This window comes from Spirosoma aureum (assembly GCF_011604685.1).
GTDB classification, from domain to species: domain Bacteria; phylum Bacteroidota; class Bacteroidia; order Cytophagales; family Spirosomataceae; genus Spirosoma; species Spirosoma aureum.
On the sequence record NZ_CP050063.1, the window covers coordinates 6,714,092 to 6,735,812 of the forward strand.

The following is a 21,721-nucleotide window of genomic DNA, read 5'->3' on the forward strand; positions in this document are numbered from 1 at the left end:
GAAACTACTACGGCCCTACCATGAATGCCGTTGAAGCCGCCAGCATGTCCATATCTACTACTTTCCTGAGAGCGGCCGAAAACGGTCGAACTGTAGCTCTATTTTTGTTCATAGTCATGGCACAAACCTCCTCTTTCGGTAGTTAAAGAACTAACCCTGACTAAAGGAGTATTTCAGTCAACCTATGAATCTAACCATCACAGGCTATTCGACGGCTCTGTTCTCTACCTGGTATTTCATCGAAGAACTCCGACTACTGTTCGATGCCGGAGACGGTGTGGCCCCTACCCTATTGCAAAAATCCCGTAAAATTGATCACATTTTTCTCTCGCACGCCGATCGCGATCACCTGACCGGTTTGTTGCGACTCAATGAACTTATTGCCCGAGAAGGGTTACCACACCTTTACTTTCCGACTGACGCACGGTCAATTTCGGCGCTGGAGGTATTTTCCAAGCAATTTGATGCTCGTGTCGGTCAAACCAGCTGGCTCGGTCTGACCCATCAGCAAAACGTCGCGATTCAAAAAGACATGTATGTGCAGGCTCTCCGCAACAACCATGTGGCTAATGCCCAACCGCATCAGATAAAAAGCGTAAGCTATCAGCTCTATCAACTCAAACACAAGCTCAAAGCCGAGTTGGCAGGTCTACCCCAGGAACAGTTGACCCAGATGGCTCTGACGGGCGGCCGGGAAATAATGTTAGAGGAGATCCGATTGAATCTATTAGGTTATTCGGGCGACACTCCGGCAGACCTGCTGGCACAATGGAACCACACGGGTATCCTAATTCACGAAGCCACTTTTCTGAACCGTCAGGACATCAAAGAAGTTGACCCGAACCGTAATCGTCACAGCACCTTAGAAGAGGTGTTAAGGGAAGTGGCTCAACTAAAGATCGACACCCTGATTCTGGGTCACTTTTCTTCCCGTTACTCAGCTGAAGAGATCGATTCGGCCATCAAACGGTACTGCCAACAGTATAAGGTTCAGATCCCCGTTTATCGGTTATTACCGGGACAAGTGCAGTGGAATATTTTGCAAAGCCAGCCAATCAATTAATCGTGATCCGATCTGGATACCATATGGACTACCTATCGGCATAAATCCGGCGATGAAATCGCCAAAAGCCAAACAATTGAATGTCAGCTTGTTCTGTTTGGATAATTTTACATAAGCCAGTATCAATGACTGTTTGTTGTACCGGCAAAAATCGCCGAGGCAATGTCATATGTCATAGCTTTTCAGCACAGTACTTGCAATATTTAGCATCCGAATCATGCCCCTGACGGCCACAATTGGGACAGGCTTGCGGGTTAATTTCCCGCCGATTGGCTATCCCCGTTAAGCTGACGGCAACGATGCCTGTCGGAACGGCAATAATCACGTAACCCAACAGCATGATCAGGCTGGCAATCAGCTTCCCCATCCAGGTACTGGGTACAATATCGCCATAACCTACTGTGGTGATCGTTATGATTGCCCAATAAATACTAGCTGGAATACTTTTAAAGCCATTACTGTGGCCTTCAACAACGTACATCATTGCTCCCAGCGTGATGACCAGGGTAAAGATGGCCACGAAGAACACGGTGATTTTAGCCCGACTTTCCCGCAGGGAGGCTGCTAGTAGATCAGCCGCCGAGGTGTATTCCTGCAATTTTAATATACGAAAAATGCGCAATAGCCGCAGAATTCGGATTACCACGAGTTCATGGGAACCGAGTAAAAATAGGCTTAGGTAGGCGGGCAGAATAGCCAGAAAATCAACCAGCCCAAAGAAGCTGAATAGATATTGAAGTGGGTTACGTACGGCAATCAGTCTAAGAATAAACTCCAGGGTGAACACAACCGTGAACGCCCACTCCAGTATCTGGAAGATTTCTTTGTTGGCTAAAGCAGGAACACTTTCGGCAATAACAGCGGCAACGCTTAGCAAAATAAGTAGCAATAGAGCTATATCGAAGAGCCGTCCAGCCCATGTATCATTTTCAAAGACAATTGTATGCAGCCGATTGCGGATGCGTTGCCAACGAGTCTGCATGGCGTTTCCGGGTAGATGGTAAGATGAGCCCCGTTAAGGAGAGTTATTGGCTGCAACCCAGCCGTTATTAACACAAAAGTAAAAAAAGATTATAGTCACTTACAGCACGATGAATAGATGAGCAAGGGTTCTGGAACGACACCGTATGTTGCTTTAAATCTGTAGTATGGCACAAATCTTAAACCGGCTCACCGATGCTTTTGCCAATCTAAACTTATAGGCCGGGAATTTACAGGAAAGGGTTTACAGGGAGAGTCTTCTTGAGGAGACATGACAGAAAGCTACATGGTTTTCCTCTATGTTGCACTGACGGACCATCCTACGGCCGTAAAGCCACTCATTCCCTTTTCGGTACACGGCAAAATCGACCCGTTCACCCATACAGCTGTTTTTGGCGTTTTACCATAAACTGAACTACAAGCAGGATTAGGGCTTTCTGGTTTTCGAGCGACCGATTAATGGCTAATCATGTACAATCACATTTAGCCTCTCCGACTGAATCAGTCAAATAAACCGCTAAATGCCTAATCACTTGGTTTTAAGAGCAATCACAGTACTACTTCTGTTCCTGCAACAAGTTTAGTAATTAATGAAGGCTTTGCAACACAGGTAGGCATCATAATAAATTGCTGGCTAAGCGGGCCTAAAAATAATGGCATAGAATATAGCGATAATTACCTAATATAACAAAATAATATATTAATCCCTTTATTTATAAATTGTCTAATTATCAATCAACTACATTAACGAGAAATTAATGAATTGAATACTATTTTTTAAGTATAATTACCCATATTTTTTTATAGTACTATATAGCTATGAAACCAAACATGAATCCCTCTTTAGTTAAGTACCTATTTAATCAATTATTAGATAAATACGGGCACTGCGTTGTCAATTTCTACTACTTGCCAGGATCTACGAAAAATCGTGGCAGGGCTATCGTGAACGTTCCATTATCGTGACATAGTTAAAGGTTGATTGAGCTGTAGCCTTTAACTGCTCTTTACAGAAATCTTCCAGAATCGACCAGATTTGGCCGGTAAAGTAAAACTACAGCTATTGAACGCCTGAATCAGAGTACCTACCCATCCACTTACGGTAAACTAAAATAAGGCATTTAATATGCCCAGTGAAAATCCTTAGACTATCATGGATAATTCTATTGTAGAAGCTTCAGAACTAGTGCAGAGCGTGTTAATGGCCTCACCAAATGGGGTATTGGTTCTTCAGCCAATTTTTAGCATCAAAGGCAGACGACTCGATCTGTTTCTAACATCCATTAATGCAGCAGCCCAGGAAGACCTGCACTGTCCGGCCCGTGAAGTGCTGGGGCAGTCACTCGCTCGATTTTTCCCCCATCTGGCTGACAGTGAAGCCATGGACCGCTATTGGAATGTCATTAATACCGGCCAACCGGATCAGTTCGAGATCACCAGCATTCGTTCTGGCCAATTCACGGCTAGCATCTTTGACGTATCGGTCGTTCCAATCCAACACAGTCTATTGATAACATATACAGAAATGCCCCAAACACCTTCCAATGCGGATGCGACCGAATCCGGTTCTACACTGTTGCAACAGGCCTTCGATGAATCAGCCAATGGCCTGTCCGTCTTTGAAGTTATGCTGGACGAACGCGGTCATCCCTGCGATTTTCGGCTCGTTATGCTCAATAAGGCGGGCCGGGCAATGAGTGGCTCGCTGGGTAAGGAATTAATAGGACAGACGCTCTGGGAAATGTACCCGGCCACCAAAATTAATGGTCTTTTCGATCGATATGTCCAAGTTTGGCAAACAGGTGTCCTGTTTTCATCGGAACATTATTACCCCGAATACGATATTTGGCGGGATGTCAAAATCGTCCGGGTCGAGCAGGGCGTATTAGTGAGCTATGCTGACATTACGGCCCTAAAAAAATCGGAGGAGCAGGCACGACAGCAAGCTCATCTGGTCGATGATCTGCTAGAGCGGGTACCTGTAGGGATAGCCGTTCTAACACCGGTAACCCATGAAAGCAATGTTGGCAAACGCCAGGTATATTTTCAGGTGGTACGGGTTAACTCCCTCTTTGAAGAAGTGATTGGCCTTGCGGCCTCCCAAACAGTTGGTCAGTTCACCGATCGGCTCTTTTCCAAAACGAATGCAGAAAATTTGCTGATTTGTGGCCTGTCAGCACTGGAAAGCGGAAAAAGCCAAGTCATTGAGCTGGAATTGACTACCTGTTCCTCTTCGCGCTGGTATCAGTTATCAGTGGCTCCCAAAGGCGAACAACTGATTGTCAGTTTCACCAACATTACTCCGCTAAAACATGCCCAGCAGCACCAGACGGAACTGCTTGATTCGGTTCTTAGCGGTTCACAAAACGCCATTCTAGCTTTTGAAGCGGTTCGAGACGCTCATGGTGCAATAGTCGATTTTCGCTACGTCCTGCAGAATGAAGCCAAGCGGCAGCTGGCAGGACGCACCGATGAACAGACTCTGGGCCGTACAATGCTGGAGGTATTTCCGCAGGTCAGGGAAAAAGGGTTGCTGGATCGCTATATCGATGTCGTCACAACTGGCTATCCACTGCGGACTCAGACGGAATTTAATTATGGCAATAAATTGGGGTGGTACGATTTGTCGGCAGTGAAATATGGGGATGGCCTGGTACTCACCATTCAGGAAAAAACAGCTGAACAGCAGATTTTTCATCAATTACAAACCAATTCCGAGCTGCTTCAAACCATTATCAATAACACCCCTTCGGGTTTAGTGTTCTGGGAAGCCGTACGAGATGATAGGAATCAGCTAATTGATTTCCGCTACCAATTGAGTAACCAGATGAACACTATTACGACAGGATATTCGGCAGAAACGCTGATCGGTCAGGATCTGCTCAGTCTTTTCCCCCGTTTCCGCGGAAGTCTACTGGAAGAAGCCCTACGTAAAACTGTCGAAACAGGCCTAACGCAATGGATGATGTTCACTGACTACATCGAGCCTAATGGGGGCTGGTTTGATACCCAGTTTATCCGTGTCGGTGATGGCGTATTGATGAGTTATATCGATGTCACCGAAGCGCATCAGGCTCAACTTGCCCAAAAGCAACATGCCGAATTGATGCAGCTGGTTATCAATGCTCAACCGGCAGGCATCGTTCTATATGAACCGGTTCGAGAGCAAACCATTTTTGGCCAGCCCGGGCCGATTATTGATTTTACGTATGTACTGGTGAACGAGACCGAACGTCGGCTGACCGGCCGGTCAGACAGCGAATTAATCGGCCATCGAATGAAGCAGCTTTTTCCCAGCGAACAGGGACAGGAATTCTTTGCCATTCTGGCCGAAGTCGCTGAAACCGGCCAGCCAAAAGAGTGGTTATTCCCCTTTTTTAGTGATGGCATACGAGGCTGGTTTCAGGCGTCCCTGGTTCGTCACGGTAATCAGGTGCTCTTTACGTTCCTGGACGTAACGGAACTCAAGCGTCAGCAGCAGGCACTGGAGCATACCAATCAGAACCTTAGACGGAGCAATGAGAGTCTGCAGAAATTTGCCTACGTGGCCAGCCACGATTTACAGGAGCCGCTTCGTAAGATTCAATCGTTCGGTGATATGCTGGCTACGAATTACGGCCAGGGATTGGATGAAACGGCTCTGGATATTATTGCCCGGATGCAGGGATCAGCCAACCGGATGTCCAGGCTGATCCGGCATTTACTCACCTATTACCGTTTATCCACCCAACAGGTTCAGACAAAATCCATTCAGCTAACGAATCTGCTAACCCATGTAACTGGTAATCTATCCAGGGCGATGCAGGAGTCGAATGCCTGCATTGAATGGGGGGATCTACCTGTTGTTCAGGGTGATGAAGGGCAGTTAGAGCAACTGTTTCATAACCTGCTCTCAAATGCCATCAAGTACCGTCATCCTGGCATGTCGCCCAACATTCAGATTACCTGTCGAACGGTAGATGCACAGAACTTACCCATTCTGGTCGTTCAGACCATTCCCTCCACGAATCACACTGGGGCACCCCACTTGTTTCACGAAATCAATATTACTGATAACGGGATAGGGTTTGACGAAAAATATCTGGACCGGATATTCCAGGTTTTTCAGCGTTTACATGGTAAAGATCAATATCCCGGTACAGGAATCGGGCTGGCTATCTGTCAGAAGGTGGCCGAAAACCATCGGGGTGCCCTGACGGCCACCAGCCAACCCGGTGCGGGCGCAACCTTTAGTGTCTATCTGCCCATTTCACCGGCATAGCATATCCCATTGCCATACGCACCACTACTTAACCAACCAAATGTGAACAAAATACTCACTTTTTCTGATCAGGACCTGCTTGAATCGCTGGAACAGCAAACCCATGAACAAGTGGAAGAAGCTCCCTTTGGACTGGTTCGCATGAGCCGGGAGGGCATCGTGGTCGCCTATGGCAAATTGGAGTCGTATATTACCGGTATTTCGAAGGAATATGCTCTGGGTAAGTATTATTTTACACAGATTGCGCCTTGTGCCAACAATCGGATGATCGCAGCCAAATTTGCCCAACCTGCACTGGATGAGGAATTAGACTATATCCTGACTTACGTAAGCGAACCAGTTAAGGTTCGCTTACGGCTGCTTAAATCGCCTACGAGCCGCTATCAATATTTTTTGGTTAATCTCAAGGCCGTGGCTTGACGGGAGTAAACGCCCAACAACTGCTTTTTAAGCGGTGGCCATTGGTGACACATCCGGGCCTGTCTGGCCATAACCTGCTGGATACATTTATCGGCTTGCTGCCGTCGGTCAGAGGGGCCATTATCGGCGCCAAGCTCGAATCAGGCTTGATCATTGAACGGGAATCTTACCGTATCCGGTTCATCAATGGGCTCGGCATTAATCGAACGGCAGTTCAGCCTGATGATCGAGAAAATCCCGCCCTATAGTCTACTGTTTACGTTGACGACGTAACGGATTCATTAATCAAAGTTAATCTCCTTCACCAACGCTCATGATCTGGAATTCGGGTAATGTACAACGAATTGTTCTCGATATGGCGGGTCGAATTCTCCAGCAGCAGCATGCCGGGTTACCAACAAAAGTTTCGTCCGCATTGGACCTGTATCGCGATTTGGGCATGAATTCCCTGCAACGGATGGAACTGGCGGCCCATCTAAATGAGTTTTTTGGTCTTTTCGAAACCTCGGCCGACAACTATTTGCTGGCCAGCACCCGATTAGACTACTGGACGAACTGTATTTTACGAGCCCGTACGGAGGCCGATGACACGCTGACGTTTCGCACATCGGGTACCAGCGGGCAAGCGGCTCCCGTGCGACACAGTATGATATCGTTGCTGGCAGAAGCTCACTATTTAGCGCAGCTCATACCCATACCCGATCAGATTATTAGCCTGGTTGGCGCCAATCACATCTATGGTTTCATTTACACCATTTTGCTGCCAGCGCTCTGGAGCCGTCCCCTGAGGTTGCTAGCGGAGGTAACAGTGGCTGATATCAGCGCCAATTCCCTGATCATTGGTACGCCCTTCACCTGGGAGTTATTGTATCAATCACTAAGGAAGGGCGCATCGATTTCCTGCCGTGGCATAACATCAACTGCCACTATGTTACCTGATCTGTTTAATCAACTCAATCAGGCAGACGTATTCCTGACGGAAATCTACGGTTCGACGGATACAGGTGGAATAGCCTATCGTTATCATCATGAGGCTCCGTTTGCATTATTTCCCTACATAACGCTACTACCTGACGAGCCTCCAACCATCGTCCGTTCTGACACCGGCGCTTCCTACTACATTCCTGATCGACTCGAACGAGTGACGGACCGGTCCATCCGGCTTTTGGGGCGCTTCGATGAGTCCGTCTCCATTGCTGGGGTGAACGTTCATCTCTCTCATATTCGGCGAGTCATCGAAGCATGTCCACTGGTGGCTGACTGCGACGTATATGCCAAGTCAGTATCAGGCAGGCTGGATTTATATAGTGCCATTCGTTTGCGAACTCATACAGAATCAAACCGAGAGGCCTGCCTGCGCTGGCTTCGGGATCGATTGAGCGCGCCCGAAATGCCGAAACATGTATACCTGTACTAATTCGAGCTAAACAGTCAGTCAACCGGCTTTGCCACTGGCTCGGCCTTAGTATTCAATTCTGCCTGCACGATCGGGTGATTTCAGGGCAGGCCAACCCAATAATCGTTCATTTAAAACGTCTTTTTTGAAATGGTCTTATGAACCCTCATTACAAAGGACTCCATTCGCACACAGATAAAATCTTATGCACTGACTATCAGCCAGTAACGACCCAAAATTGATAGTTTTTGACCAGTTCCTGACTAAAATTAACTCTACTTTTATATAGCCTCAAGGCAACCCCTGCTAACAGGCAGGTTTCGTAAAAGCGAATTGTCCAACTGATTTTCAAGCCCTCAATCACGTCAACCAGAAGCTCGAAATTCGTTTGGTCATGGCTAGTATTCCGTTTATCACCTGCTTTATTTTACTACTCCCTGCACTCATTTTCATTGCGGGCTTTACCAAACCTGTTATCTCCGTTCCGGTTCTGATTGTTTATGCTTATTGGCTAGGCATTCAGATGCACCAATTGCTCAAATGGCACAGGCCATTCAGGCAAAAAATAAATGGTCTAAAACGATATTTTCCTGAATTAACGATAGCTGTACTGGCCACCACTCTCTGGCTAGCGCCATCCGGCATTGGCGGCATCGGCTATATTCATCATGATGCCAACATGACCAACACGACGTTTTATCATTTGATTTATGATGATTGGCCAATCTGGTTTACCACCGAGTATTTAGGCGATAAATTTACATATCAGGAATCCAGACCCTTTGTCTATTATATTGGCTATTATCTGCCCGCAGCCCTTTTGGGCAAATTATTGGGCTGGACTTTAGGCGAGCTCAGTCTTTTTTTGTGGACCTGGCGGTGCACTTTACTAGTGGTTTTGCACGCTCTGCTTTACATTAAACGGCAACAGATTTATCCGAAGATCTACCTGTATGGCCTGTTTCTGTTCTTGTTCTGTTTATTTGGTGGATTAGATTGGTGGGCAAACTCCTGGCTCCACGCAACCACAGAACGGGCAGAGTTATGGGATGTTCCTTTTCTATTTCTCTCGAATACCCGTTTACTCTACTGGTCATCTCACAATAGTCTACCGGTTTGGTTATTGATGGCCCTGTTGCTAGAGCATGTACCCGAAACGGGTCAAACCAAACTCCTGGGTCCGGCTTTCGTATCGGTCTTAATCTGGACACCCATTGGCTTAATTGGGGCCATACCGTTTTGTGTACTTTATTTATTACTAGGTACGAGCCAGCAGAAATCGAATCTATTCAATCGTTGGTCTGTGGGCTTGTCTATCGTTACGGGCCTTCTTTTAGCCACGTTTATCACCTCAAATTCATTCACCTTTCCCGTAGAGTGGTTACCAACGGCCAGTTGGCTGCCTCGTTTTACCCCTAAATATCTGCTATTTCTAGGAACAGAGTTAATCACCACGATTGGTGTTTTCCTGTTGACTCGGTCGAGAAGTACGAGCCGGTAGACCTACTTTATCCTATTGGCCTACGCTCTGCTTCTGCTTATTCCGTTTGTCCGTCTTGGTATCTGGAACGACTGGTGTAGTAAAACATCGATGGCAGCACTGTTTGTTGTTAGTTTTCTGGCCACAAAAAATGCCGTAAGCAAGGGTCTACCGCTCTGGAGACAGATTGTATCGATTTTACTCCTGTTCGTATCGACCTTTACCGCAGGAGAAGAACTACGGGTTGCCCTTCAAAGCTTTTCGATCAATGTGCACGTGGTTCCGCGTGAGTTTCGGGATTACGGCCAATATTACGTCACTGAGCAGCGAATTGGCAAACCCGATTCATTTTTCTTTCGTCTTTTTGCAAAAGAAACAGGCTCCACCCGAGCCGTTAAGCAACCGCCCGGATCGTCTTTTCCCGTTATTTATAAATGAGGAGCCAGCCTCAATAACATATCTTACAGGGTCGATACCCCATATTTCGTGCTTCACTAACACTCACCCTGCTTACCTCTGACCGGCAGCGTGAGAGGCCATGACATTCAGAGCGGTGATAGGCATACGCACTTCGACTTCCACAGATTAATACAGTCGAAACGGCTGGCCGTTTGTTAGTATATCTATTGTGATAGGGGCGAGATGAAGGCGTTTGCCTGAAGGCAACCGTTGTAAACAGCATGCCAATGGCCAGGAAGAAGGCCAATATACCCGTAGTAGATTTACTTTTCATAATGGGTGCGTCGTAGAGCTTTCACTAGTCAATAGCTACTCAGCCTAAAATGTGAAGCGGTTTCTCAAAACCGCAGAGGTCAGGTACTTCATTCTGACCTCACGCCATTACCAAGCTACAGGCGGTTCCTTTCATTTCAGTATGGATCGAGAAAAATAGATCCGGGAGCGGCAGGCAGGCGGATTCAATTGCGCATGGCCGCAATTTTTATAACAATTTTCGTGATCGCCTGTAGTTTTTTGCTCCTTTCTGCTACTTATTGAAAAAGAGCATCCATACAACCGAAATGAGTACCTCCACGGAAGACACTTTTCTTCAGCAACTTAATCAGCATGTGGCGATTGCTCACAAAATCAGCCGTGTTTATCAACCAGATGCTGACGAGCGGGCTGATCTGGTCCAGGAAATGATCTATCAATTATGGAAAGCGTATCCTTCTTTCAACGGACAATCGAAATTTTCCACCTGGATGTACAGCGTTTGTCTCAACACCGCCCTTACCTACCACCGCAACGCGAAACGATGGCGACACGAAGCCCTGATGCCTACCCACGAGCAGTTACCAGACTCGGCACCCAACGATAAGGAGGACACCTCTTCGCAGCTCTTTGAAGCAATTGCCGGTCTGGCACCCCTCAACAAAGCGGTTATCATCCTCTATCTGGATGGGCTAAGTTATGAAGAGATCGCCACGGTTATGGGCATAACCATCTCGAACGTGAGTGTACGATTAGTACGGATCAGAAAGGAATTGGAAATACGCTTGAAGAAATAAATTAAAACCATGTAACCATGTCAGTTATCGACGATTTGAAGAGCCAATGGAACGAAGGTAATCACACGCCTTCAGTCCTACTAACTTACGACCGATCAGCTCTTTCGGAAATTGCCCGGACGAGAGCCCGCCATCAGGTCAGCCGGGCGATGCACTATTTTTGGGGCGCTTTGACGCTTCAAATCATCGTGTATGCCTTGTTTAGCCATGTCTGGATACGATCCTGGGGAGAGCCTCGTAACCAGTGGCTCTGCCTGGCAGGTATACTTCTCTATCTGCCGTTTACGGTGATGCTGTTGAAGAAATTTAAGCAGATCGCCCTGGCCAGCCCTGGCCGGAAAGTGCCGGACGATTCGGTTCAGAAACGTATCGAGTACCAATATCTGAATCTGGTCTCATTCTATCAGTTCAAGAAACGATATGAATATATGCTGATTCCGGCTAGCTCCGCCCTGTGTATCGCTCTCCTTTTCCAGTTATATGTGCCTGGCGGCCTTGAGCAACATATATCCTCAGCGGTCTGGCTCTTTGTGCTTACCCTTTTGTCGTGCGGGTGGGCAATCCGGCGGGAGAACCGTAACCAGTTCGAACGGCCCATTGAAGGGCTGCGGCAACTGCTTAGTGAGTTTGACCAATAACCAATAAACAACGTTATGCCGATGAAAACTGTAATATGCTTCTGTCTGATAGTGGGATTATGGGCCTGTAGCGCGCAACAGATAAGTCGCCCGGACATAACCCGACAAAGTGGGCTGGCCAGCTCCAATCATATAACCATCGCTTATGAACGGTTTGGCCTACCCAAAAACGAAACGATCCTGTTAATCGCGGGGACCAATAGTCAGCTTACCGCCTGGCCGGTTTCTTTTTGCGAACAGTTGGCACGTGGTGGGTATCAGGTAATTCGTTTCGATAACCGCGATACCGGCCTGTCAACCAAATTTACACAGGCATCTCGCCCGGACTGGGCGGCAATTGGTCAGGCAATACAGGCCAAAAAGCCAATCCCGTTACTGTATACTCTGGATGACATGGCCGACGATGCGGCTGGCCTACTCGATTATCTGCACATTGACAAGGCTCATATTGTCGGGGCATCCATGGGCGGCATGATTGCGCAACGGGTAGCCTACCGCTATCCAAACCGGGTGCTGTCGTTGGTCAGTATCATGGCAGGGGGTGGTAAGTCAGATTTTCCACTTCTTGCCAAGCCGGCCGTGATGGCCAGCATTCCCCCACCAGCGCTACCTGCAGATACGACCGCTTACATTCAGCGGGAAATCAAGGTGTTCCGGACGCTGGGAGGTCAGGCATACAGGGCCGATTCAGTGCAAATCCGGAGGCAGGTCGAAGCGGATGTTCAACGTTCGTTTTATCCGGATGGCTACGAGCGACAGGGAGCCGCATCAATGGCCGGTTTCTACGCCGGTCGTGCGCAAGAACTACAAACGATTCGGGTTCCTACCCTTGTCATTCATGGTAGCGACGACCCGCTGGTGATACCTGATGCGGGACGAAATGTGGCAGCCAGCATTCCGAATGCCCAGTTTGAACTCATCGACGGCATGGGTCATCTGATCGCAGAACCCTGGCTGGATAAACTAGTGGCTCTGATCCTCACCAACACAGCCCGCTCCCATTGAAATCAGTCCCATAGCAAGCATTGGGTATCCGCCCTTAAATCTTGCTTTTTTTGAAACTCTACGGCGCTTTGCTAGTCAGTACGTTAAAAGTTTCCATCGAACATTGAACCTGTTTTTAGATCTTTCAACGAAAAAGAATCAACGGTTCCAATTCCGGCAAAACGGATTTTGACACCATAAATCTGATGAAGGGGCTGCGTGTAACTCGTTTTGTAGACTTGTCGATTGTTAATAAAGATAACGGCCTGTTTGTCGATAACCCGCAGCGTTAATGTTCCGCCAAATCGCATATCTGCGCCCATAAAACTCAAATCATCCCGCAGCCCACTTTTTTGGATATCTGAATTCTGTAGCAAAATCCAGTGAGCACAACCCGGTCTCATCACTTCAAACATGTGTTGTGACGACTCACCCCACACCGTAATTCCGACCTGTGAACAGCGAACGCCTGCTCTGTCAGGAGAGGTTTTTAGATGGGTCGTTAGCTCAAAGTTATCCCCATCAATCCTGGTCGGATGGCTATTGATAAACTCCATAAAGAACGTTCGGTTCGTGTCAATACCGGCGCGGGCAGCTTCAGGGGCGCTAACACTACGGCGTCTTTTAGCAAACAAATCCGCGACCTCAATAGGGTAAACCCGGCTGGTATCGTGCATCATGTTGCCGGTAACGGTCCAGCCCTTTGTCTGTAAATAAACCGTCGACGTATCGCAGTTTACACCATCCCGTTGTAGTATGGCAAAATAGCGGCCCGGCCGTTCATAATAGTGCGTGGCAAGACTGTCATTTGCGTTGAGCCGCTCCCGTTTGCCATCACCAAACAGAATGGTATAAGCGCCCGATTCTCCCTTGGAACCTGAGTGCCTGAGTTGAAACACAGCTGAGTGCGGGTTTTCGCCCAGGGGGTTTCGACAAATAAGCTGAGCCGATTCGCTACTCACGCTTCGCTGCTGTATAACCAAAAGGAGAACAGCAAGTAAAATGGCACAACCGATCAGCAAAGGCAATCGCCGGTTACGCTTCGTATTTTTCCGGGAAGAACGAGTTGGCCGATCAGCAGGCGTTGATGGCTGTGGCAGATTCTCGTCCCGGATAAACCCATTGGGTATCCGCTCGGTATGCCGGGCCGTCCATTCCTGCATTTTCACAAAATGGTCCCAGTCGGGATGGCCAATGTATACAGCCAGCGCATCCCTGGTGGCTTTCTGAGGGTAATACCGGGAATCGGTTTTAATCTTACCAAAAATACGTTTCAGCGTATTCGGGCTAATCCGTACGCGGGTCTGCCTGAAAAGTATATGACTTAGACTAACGTAGTCACTGTTAGTCCACGTGTCCCAGTCAGGCTTGCCGTACGTTTCGCTAACCCTTCGACAGCTAATGTCTAAAAAAGCGAAAACTTCGGCCTTGCCGGGTTGTCCATTCTCCGTGATCATTCAGCGTAATAGTCTGTAAATCTACTAATTAACTTGTCCAGAATTTTGTCAAACAAAATGGTCAGGCGTAGCATGCTTTCGCCGTATAATGCAAAATTACCTTTGTATACTCGCATTTGATGTGAGCACTGTAGGGGACCAATATTCCTATAATCTATAAATATCTAAATAATATGCGACAAAAGCTTTTACTGTATTACCTCGTTTTGTCCGGGTCTCTGTCACCTCTGCTGGCACCGGGTCGGCAAAGGAGTGGTTATAGTCCAGGCAAAACGTCAGAAGGTCTTTTCAGCACCATCGTTGAAGGCACGAAACAGGGGACTGGAAAAGAGTTATCCCACTTAACAAAGATCAATCAACATCAGGTTGATGAGCGACTTATTACGGGAACCGTCACCGATGAAAAAGGAGCACCGCTTCCGGGTGTAAGTGTACTGCTGAAAGGGACCGGCCAGGCGAATCGGCAACGCGGTGTCGTTACGGATGCAAAAGGCGTGTTTCAATTAACGGTGCCAGATGGAGCCACGCTGGTTGTAAGCTTTGTCGGGTATCTGACTCAGGAAATTGTTATTGGCAGCCGGTCAACGGTTAACGTACAGCTGGCACTCGACACGAAAGCACTGGAAGAGGTTGTTGTTGTGGGCTATGGAACACAGCGGAAAATTGAAACAACGGGCGCTATTGCTTCGATCAAAGCCGCCGACCTGTTGCAAACACCCGTCGCTAACGTAGCGCAGGGGCTACAGGCGCGGGTGGCGGGTGTACAGATCACGCAGAATTCGGGTGCGCCGGGAGGTAACGTCAGCGTTCGTATTCGTGGAACAAACTCAATTAATGGCAGCTCCGAACCACTGTATGTTATTGACGGCATTCAGATTGCCAACTCGGGGGGCATCACCGATGTGAGTCCGCTTTCACAGATTAATCCGAATGATATTGAGTCGATTGAAGTGCTGAAAGATGCCTCATCGACGGCTATTTATGGAGCAAGAGCCGCAAACGGCGTCGTTCTGATCACGACCAAGCGTGGCAAAGATGGGGCAACCCGCATTAGCTACGATGGCTACGGCGGGGTGCAGCAGGTGAACAAAACGCTGGACGTACTGAATGCCCGGCAGTTTGCCCAGCTCGAAAATGAAGTCTACAAACGATCGATCTATGCTGACCCTTCGAGTCTGGGTGAAGGTACCAACTGGCAGAATCTGATTTTCCGAAAAGCGCCCATCCAGAGCCACCAGCTTTCTGTTACGGGCGGTAATCAGAAAACGCAACTGGCGCTTTCACTGAATTACTTCAATCAGGATGGTATCATTAAAAACTCCAGCTTTGATCGCTACTCGTTTCGTTCAAACATCGATCATCGACTGACTGACCGGGTGAAGATTGGTACCAGTTTATACTATGGCTATTCTGTTAATAATGGTGTAAGTGTGGGCGGTACGGGTTCTGACGTAACCAGCAGCCGGGCAGGTGTGCTGGGGGCAGCCGTTGCGGCTCCGCCAACGCTGGTGCCTTACCGGGCCGATGGCAGTGTATATCCGTTTCAGGACCAGATGAATGGGCAATATCAGGAAGTAACGAACCCATTGAACTTCATCACGCCCATCAATCGGCAGACGAGCCAGCGGATTTTGGCCAATATCTACGTCGACTTTACTCTGTTCAAAGGATTCACCTACCGCCCTAGTTTCAATGTCGATCTGGGTAACACATTATCGGAATTTTACTCGCCGTTGTCGCTCCTGAGTCAGTCGCAGTTAGCATCGGGGGGTGGTAGTGCATCCAACATTACGTCATACGGCCGGACGCTGTTGCACGAAAGTATTTTTACGTACCGAACCCGCCTGGCGGAGCATCACACCCTGGCGGCCACAGCGGTTTTAGCCACCCAGGCCAATGTAAATCAGAGTTATACGCAGACAGCTTCTAACTTTCCGAACGATATAACCGAAAATAATTCTGTGGGATTAGCGGTGAATCAGCGCCTTGGCAGCGACAAAAGCAAATCCAGACTGGACTCGTATCTGGGGCGGATCAACTACGGCTACAAAGACAAATATTTCCTCGATTTGACGGCACGTGCCGATGGGTCCAGCAAATTTGGTGAGAACAACAAATATGGCTTTTTTCCCGCTATCGCCGGAGCCTGGCGGCTAGTGGAAGAGCCGTTTATGAAGTCGATTCCGGTTGTTTCTGATCTGAAACTACGTGGTAGCTGGGGCATTACCGGAAACGCGGGTGCTATTGACCCCTACCAATCGCTGGCCACGGTTGGGGCATCGGGTCTGAATTACAATTACAACCACAATCCGGTTACGGGTATCAATCCGAATGCTATTCCTAACCCGGATCTGAAATGGGAACGCTCTACGCAGGTCGATGTGGGTATCGACGTCAGTTTGTTCAATAACCGCCTGTCCGTTGTGGCTGATTATTACAACAAACGGACTGATAACCTTTTGTTTCAGAAAGTATTGCCCATGTCGTCAGGCTATACATTCATCACCGGCAACTTTGGGTCGATACAAAACCGGGGCGTTGAACTGGCCGTCAATGGCAGGATTTTACCCGGTGGCAGAAGAGGGCTTCAATGGGATGCGTCGGCGAATATCACGTTCAATAAAAACGAGGTGCTGGCACTCGACGGCATTCTGGATGAACTGCCCCGCTCGGCTTTCGCGCTGCTCAAGATCGGCTATCCGATGGGACTTTACCGGACCTACATCTTCGATGGAATTAGTCAAACCGGTGAGACAATTCTACCCGGCTATGACGGCCGTCTTGGTGGCCAGAAGGTGAAAGACATTAACGGCGATGGCACGATTACGGCTGCTGACCAGCTCATCGTGGGTAACTCACAACCCAAATACATCTTTGGTTTCTCGTCTTCGTTCCGCTACCGGGGCTTTGACCTGAATCTGTTTGTCCAGGGCGTACAGGGGAACAAACTCATGAACCTGTTCCGGTATACATTCGAAACGGCGCTTGGTCAGCAGAATGTGCTGGCGGGAATGGCCAATCGCTGGTCGGCGACGAACCCTAACAATGAGTATTCCAGTGGATTTCAGGGCGGACGCTTGCCCATTTCAGATCGATACGTGGAAGATGCATCGTTTGTTCGGCTGAAAAATATTTCGCTGGGTTACACGCTTCCTAAAATGAAAGGCATCAACCAGATTCGGATCTATGTCAGCGCCAACAACGCGTTTACGATCACGAAGTACTCGGGTTTCGATCCGGAAGTCAACAACTTCGGCAATGCCACCACGCAGTTTGTCGACAATGGTACGTATCCAATTGCCCGTTCGTTTCTGGGCGGACTTCAAATCACTTTATAAAGAGCGAAAGAGTGAATGTGCGAAAGAGCGATGAAATGCTACCGCAAAACCATTCATTCACTCATTCACACTTTCACTCATTCATTTTTCTATCATGAAGAAACAAATTCTGCTGTTGATGGCTTTGTCGGGCCTGACGATTTCGTGCAGCGAACTGGATGAATCGGTGTATTCATCCATTTTTACGACCAACTTTTACAAAACAGCCTCCGATGCCGAAGCGGGAATCGCGTCGGTGTCTGGTTCACTGATCAACCTGTATGGCTTTCCGTTAGTGGCCGCGTCGGATTTCGCGGCCGATCAGGCTTATCCTCGTGCCGTTGTGGGTCGAAATACCATTACACTGTTTTCGTATGATCCGTACTACACAGCCCAGCGTAACTCAGGACGTCATGAAACCGAGGGCCCACAGGGTGTCTGGCGATTTAGCTACAAGGGTATCGAAAATGCCAACTGGGTCATTGAGAAAGTTCCTGCCATTCAGATGGATCCCCAGCGCCGGACGGAAATCGTTGCCGAAGCCTATGCCTTGCGGGCATTATACCACTGGACGCTCACCAAAACGTTTAACGAGATTCCAGTAAAGACCAGAGCAAGTAGCAGCGAAACTGAAGCGCTCGTTACCAAAAGTTCACGGGCCGACATCTATAAGCAGATTTACAGCGACTTAGAGCAGGCCATTGCCGGATTGCCCTCCTACTCAGCCAGTCTGGTGAAAGGTCGGCCTTCCAAAGAAGCGATTCTAGGCCTCTATGCTAAAGTGGCGTTGTACAACGAAGACTGGCCAAAAGCATTACAGATGGCGCAGACGACGATCAACTCGGGCAAATACGCGCTGATGCCAAACGTGCTTGACGTGTTCGATGTGGACAAGGAAGATGCGGCCCGTATCGAGAATATGTGGGCCGTTGAAGCCGATCGGGTAACGCCCAGCCGCTGGTTAACCGTCATGGGTATTGCCGGGCCCCGAAACAGTTCTGGCCCGGATTATGCCAAAGTATCCTTCGGGTCGTGGTTTGCGTATCAGGGTTTCTTTGACTCGTTTTCGCCCAGCGACAAACGACGTCAGTTGCTGGACACGACCTATCGGGATGTGTCAGGTAAAATCGTTCCGCAGCGAGATATCACACCGGTAACGCCAAAAGGTGTTTTGATTCGTAAATACCGCGATCCGAACTCCATCGCAGAAGCCAACAACTGCAATTTCCCCATTATCCGGCTGGCCGACGTATACCTGGTTGCCGCCGAAGCCGAAGCGCGTCAGAATGGAGCGACAGCCGTAGCGTACGGGTACATCAATACGGTTCGAAAACGGGCGGGGCTGGGAGACCTGACTCCCGGCCTTGGCAAAGACGCTTTTATTGCCGCTGTTCTCCAGGAGCGTTCGTGGGAGCTGTTTGCTGAGGCTGACCGCTGGTTCGATCTGACCAGAACGAACACCTTCCTGACTGTAATTCCTAAAGCGGTAAACGATGTTTATCCCACTCGTACTCCGCTGGCAAAACACCGGTATTACCCTATTCCGCTGGAAGAAATTCAGGCCAATCCGAAACTGACACAGAATCCTGGCTGGGAGTAGATCAATGCAGGATACTGTTCTATTATCAACTTTTTATTAATTCAATGAAAACGTATTTTCTTTCTGTCTGCCTTATTGGATGGCTGCTTTCACAAGGTGATTTATCCATCGCCCAGTCTAAAAAGTTGCCGTCTTACAGCGGAATTTACCCACAATTAGCCATGTATAATAACGAAGGTGAATGTGGTACAGGAGCTGTTGTCCCGTGGGCGGGTAATCTTTGGGTTGTAACCTACGGCCCGCATTTACCGTTTGGGTCGTCCGATAAATTATACGAAATAACCCCCGATTTAAAGCAGATCGTCCGGTCAGAAAGCATCGGCGGTACCCCCGCCAACCGGATGATCCATCCGGAGAGTAATCAACTATTTATTGGTCCCTATGCCATCGACAGCAAGGCAAACGTTCGGGTAATTCCCTATAAAACGATGCCTGGACGTCATACGGGAAATGCCCGCCATCTGACCGATCCGACAGGAAAGATCTATTACGGAACGATGGAAGAAGGCTTTTATGAAGTAGATGTCAATACCCTGGCTCCGACTATGCTCTATGAGGATGGTAATGTCAATCGAAAAAAAGAATCGGATGAATCGAATAATCTGCAAAACACGTTGTTGCCGGGTGCACACGGCAAGGGGTTTTATTCTGGTCAGGGCGTTATGGTCTATTCCAATAATGGCGAGCCAGGTGCCAAAGCATTGGTCCAGTTCGACATTGATGCGGGCTCACTCTCGGAATGGAACGGTAAAGACTGGAAAGTAGTCCGACGAAATCAGTTTGTTGAGGTGACTGGTCCGGGTGGTATTTACGGGAATAAAAACCCGGAAACTGATCCAATCTGGGCTACCGGCTGGGATCATAAATCCGTGCTGCTGGGTGTGCGTGACAAAGCGACAGGCTGGCATTTTTTTCGACTTCCTAAAGCCAGTCATTCGTACGATGGTGCTCATGGCTGGAATACCGAGTGGCCCCGCATCCGGGATGTCGGCACAACGCAGCAACCTGACTACCTGATGACCATGCACGGTATGTTCTGGCGGTTTCCTGGTGGTTTCACTGCAGCGAATACGGCCGGTATCAGACCCCGCTCAGCGTATCTGAAAGTGATCGGTGATTACACTCGCTGGAACGATCAGTTAGTTTTCGGATGCGATGATTCTGCTCAAAAAGAATTTCTGAATAAACGCAAAGTTAAAGGTAGCCTTGAAGGTCCCGGCCAGTCGAACTCAAATCTGTGGTTCACCCCCCTGAACTTACCCGATCAGCTTGGCCCAAACACAGCCGAGGGAGCGGTCTGGCTAAACGAACCGGTTAAAGCCAATGAAACCTCCGAGCCGTTTCTATTTGCCGGTTGGACCAATCGCTCGGCCTGGATTCAAAATAACAGCGATACCGATGTCCGGATTACGTTCGAGGTGGATAAAGCCGGAAAGGGTAGCTGGGTTTCACTGCAAACGGTGACCGTTGGTGGGCACAAGTCTACGCACGTACCCTTTAGCGCAGATACACCCGGCGAATGGATTCGGGTTAAATCGGACAAAGCCGCTAATTTATCGGCGCACTTCTCATATTCAGCGAACGATACGCGTTCTACGACCGCCGGTTCACTGTTTGCCGGGCTCAGCACTGTTTCAACGGCAAATACATCCGGTGGTTTGATGTATGGATTAGGTGCTAATCGGCGGGCATTGGGCATGGCGGCATCGACTTACAAAGGGGGGCAATCGACTGATGTTGGTTATTATGAACTGAATGCCAACATGCAACTCGTTCGGAAAGAGGATGCCGGAACGGTAAACGTTATCAAAACCAAGTTTGCTATTCCTCAGAACGTTGTGACGATTGACGAATCGAGTGTTTTGATTGTTGACGACAAGGGACGGCGCTGGCGGCTGCCACTCGGCAATAATGCCTATACTGCGTTGACAAATCAGGCCGCTCTCCGAATCTGCCGCGAAGTAGCGACAGAACGCGACCTGCTCAATTGCCACGGGACGTTCTATGAATTGCCCGCCGAAAATGCCGATGGTTATGCTAAAATGCGTCCCGTTTCGTCTCATAATCTGCGCATCAATGATTATGCGTCATACCGTGGGCTACTGGTCATGACAGGTGTCGATATGAGTGCAGCCGGAAAGAATGAACACATTATTGTCTCGGACGATAAAAAGGCGGCCGTTTGGGCAGGAACCATCGATGACCTCTGGAAACTGGGCAAACCAACGGGTCATGGTGGCCCCTGGAAAAACGCATCGGTGAAAGCCAATGAAGCCTCTGATCCCTATCTGATCGGCTTTTACGACCAACGTAGTCTGCAACTTTCGCACAAAGCTGACCAGCCAGTAACCTTTACCATCGAGGCAGACCCGGTCGGCACGGGCGTCTGGATGACATATAAGTCATTTACTGTCGCACCCGGAAAAGCGATCGACTATGAATTTCCGAAAGATTTTCAAGCCAGATGGATTCGCTTTAAAACGGACAAAACGTGCGATGCGACGACATCGCTAAATTATAAATAGCCGTGGGCGCTTAACTCATAAGGTTGCAGCCGATGTGGTGGCGGTTTTGTGAAACCGCCACCACATCGGCTGCTTTACAGATTAATTAAGG

Annotated in this window: 16 protein-coding genes; 14 read left to right on the forward strand and 2 right to left on the reverse strand. The window is 48.6% G+C overall.

Features of this window, described 5'->3' with window-relative positions:
- Positions 1 to 184 precede the first annotated feature (184 nt).
- A complete protein-coding gene (locus G8759_RS26680) occupies positions 185 to 1,063 on the forward strand; it encodes an MBL fold metallo-hydrolase (RefSeq protein WP_167215259.1) in 879 nt (292 codons plus the stop codon).
- Between the two features lie 172 nt (positions 1,064 to 1,235).
- On the opposite strand, the gene G8759_RS26685 is transcribed toward G8759_RS26680, so the two are convergent.
- The gene (locus G8759_RS26685; protein WP_167215262.1) at positions 1,236 to 2,045 is read right to left on the reverse strand and encodes an ion transporter; all 810 of its coding nucleotides are present in this window, start codon (positions 2,043 to 2,045) and stop codon (positions 1,236 to 1,238) included.
- A 270-nt stretch (positions 2,046 to 2,315) separates the two neighbouring features.
- Between G8759_RS26685 and G8759_RS26690 the strand changes: the two genes are divergently transcribed.
- From G8759_RS26690 to G8759_RS26735, 10 genes are all read left to right on the forward strand, one after another.
- Complete coding sequence (locus tag G8759_RS26690; protein WP_167215265.1) at positions 2,316 to 2,453, forward strand: hypothetical protein; 138 nt, start codon at positions 2,316 to 2,318, stop codon at positions 2,451 to 2,453.
- Positions 2,454 to 3,197: 744 nt separating this feature from the next.
- Positions 3,198 to 6,305 carry a PAS domain-containing protein gene (locus G8759_RS26695; RefSeq protein ID WP_167215268.1) on the forward strand — a complete coding sequence of 1,036 codons (3,108 nt, stop codon included), beginning with the start codon at positions 3,198 to 3,200 and terminating at the stop codon, positions 6,303 to 6,305.
- Between the two features lie 42 nt (positions 6,306 to 6,347).
- Positions 6,348 to 6,725: a photoactive yellow protein gene (locus G8759_RS26700; protein ID WP_167215271.1), complete on the forward strand. Its 378-nt coding sequence runs from the start codon at positions 6,348 to 6,350 to the stop codon at positions 6,723 to 6,725.
- The gene (locus tag G8759_RS26705) at positions 6,722 to 6,973 is read left to right on the forward strand and encodes a hypothetical protein (protein WP_167215274.1); all 252 of its coding nucleotides are present in this window, start codon (positions 6,722 to 6,724) and stop codon (positions 6,971 to 6,973) included. The genes G8759_RS26700 and G8759_RS26705 overlap by 4 nt, the downstream gene beginning before the upstream one ends.
- A gap of 65 nt (positions 6,974 to 7,038) precedes the next feature.
- A complete protein-coding gene (locus G8759_RS26710; RefSeq protein WP_167215277.1) occupies positions 7,039 to 8,142 on the forward strand; it encodes a 4-coumarate--CoA ligase in 1,104 nt (367 codons plus the stop codon).
- 373 nt (positions 8,143 to 8,515) lie between these two features.
- Complete coding sequence (locus G8759_RS26715) at positions 8,516 to 9,622, forward strand: hypothetical protein (RefSeq protein WP_167215280.1); 1,107 nt, start codon at positions 8,516 to 8,518, stop codon at positions 9,620 to 9,622.
- Between the two features lie 15 nt (positions 9,623 to 9,637).
- Positions 9,638 to 10,039 carry a hypothetical protein gene (locus G8759_RS26720; protein WP_167215283.1) on the forward strand — a complete coding sequence of 134 codons (402 nt, stop codon included), beginning with the start codon at positions 9,638 to 9,640 and terminating at the stop codon, positions 10,037 to 10,039.
- Positions 10,040 to 10,620: 581 nt separating this feature from the next.
- The gene (locus tag G8759_RS26725) at positions 10,621 to 11,109 is read left to right on the forward strand and encodes an RNA polymerase sigma factor (RefSeq protein WP_167215286.1); all 489 of its coding nucleotides are present in this window, start codon (positions 10,621 to 10,623) and stop codon (positions 11,107 to 11,109) included.
- A gap of 17 nt (positions 11,110 to 11,126) precedes the next feature.
- The gene (locus G8759_RS26730; protein WP_167215289.1) at positions 11,127 to 11,747 is read left to right on the forward strand and encodes a hypothetical protein; all 621 of its coding nucleotides are present in this window, start codon (positions 11,127 to 11,129) and stop codon (positions 11,745 to 11,747) included.
- Between the two features lie 21 nt (positions 11,748 to 11,768).
- Entirely contained in the window at positions 11,769 to 12,752 is a 984-nt protein-coding gene (locus G8759_RS26735) for an alpha/beta fold hydrolase (RefSeq protein WP_167215292.1), read from the forward strand.
- An 83-nt stretch (positions 12,753 to 12,835) separates the two neighbouring features.
- Here G8759_RS26735 and G8759_RS26740 read toward each other — a convergent pair whose 3' ends face one another.
- Complete coding sequence (locus tag G8759_RS26740) at positions 12,836 to 14,188, reverse strand: hypothetical protein (protein WP_167215296.1); 1,353 nt, start codon at positions 14,186 to 14,188, stop codon at positions 12,836 to 12,838.
- A 173-nt stretch (positions 14,189 to 14,361) separates the two neighbouring features.
- Between G8759_RS26740 and G8759_RS26745 the strand changes: the two genes are divergently transcribed.
- The 3 genes from G8759_RS26745 to G8759_RS26755 all read left to right on the forward strand — a co-directional run bounded on the left by G8759_RS26745 (position 14,362) and on the right by G8759_RS26755 (position 21,630).
- Positions 14,362 to 17,526 carry a SusC/RagA family TonB-linked outer membrane protein gene (locus G8759_RS26745; protein WP_232073959.1) on the forward strand — a complete coding sequence of 1,055 codons (3,165 nt, stop codon included), beginning with the start codon at positions 14,362 to 14,364 and terminating at the stop codon, positions 17,524 to 17,526.
- A 94-nt stretch (positions 17,527 to 17,620) separates the two neighbouring features.
- Positions 17,621 to 19,105, forward strand: coding sequence for a RagB/SusD family nutrient uptake outer membrane protein (locus tag G8759_RS26750; RefSeq protein ID WP_167215298.1), 1,485 nt, complete (start codon positions 17,621 to 17,623; stop codon positions 19,103 to 19,105).
- Positions 19,106 to 19,149: 44 nt separating this feature from the next.
- Positions 19,150 to 21,630, forward strand: coding sequence for a hypothetical protein (locus G8759_RS26755; RefSeq protein WP_167215301.1), 2,481 nt, complete (start codon positions 19,150 to 19,152; stop codon positions 21,628 to 21,630).
- The last annotated feature ends 91 nt before the right edge of the window (positions 21,631 to 21,721 follow it).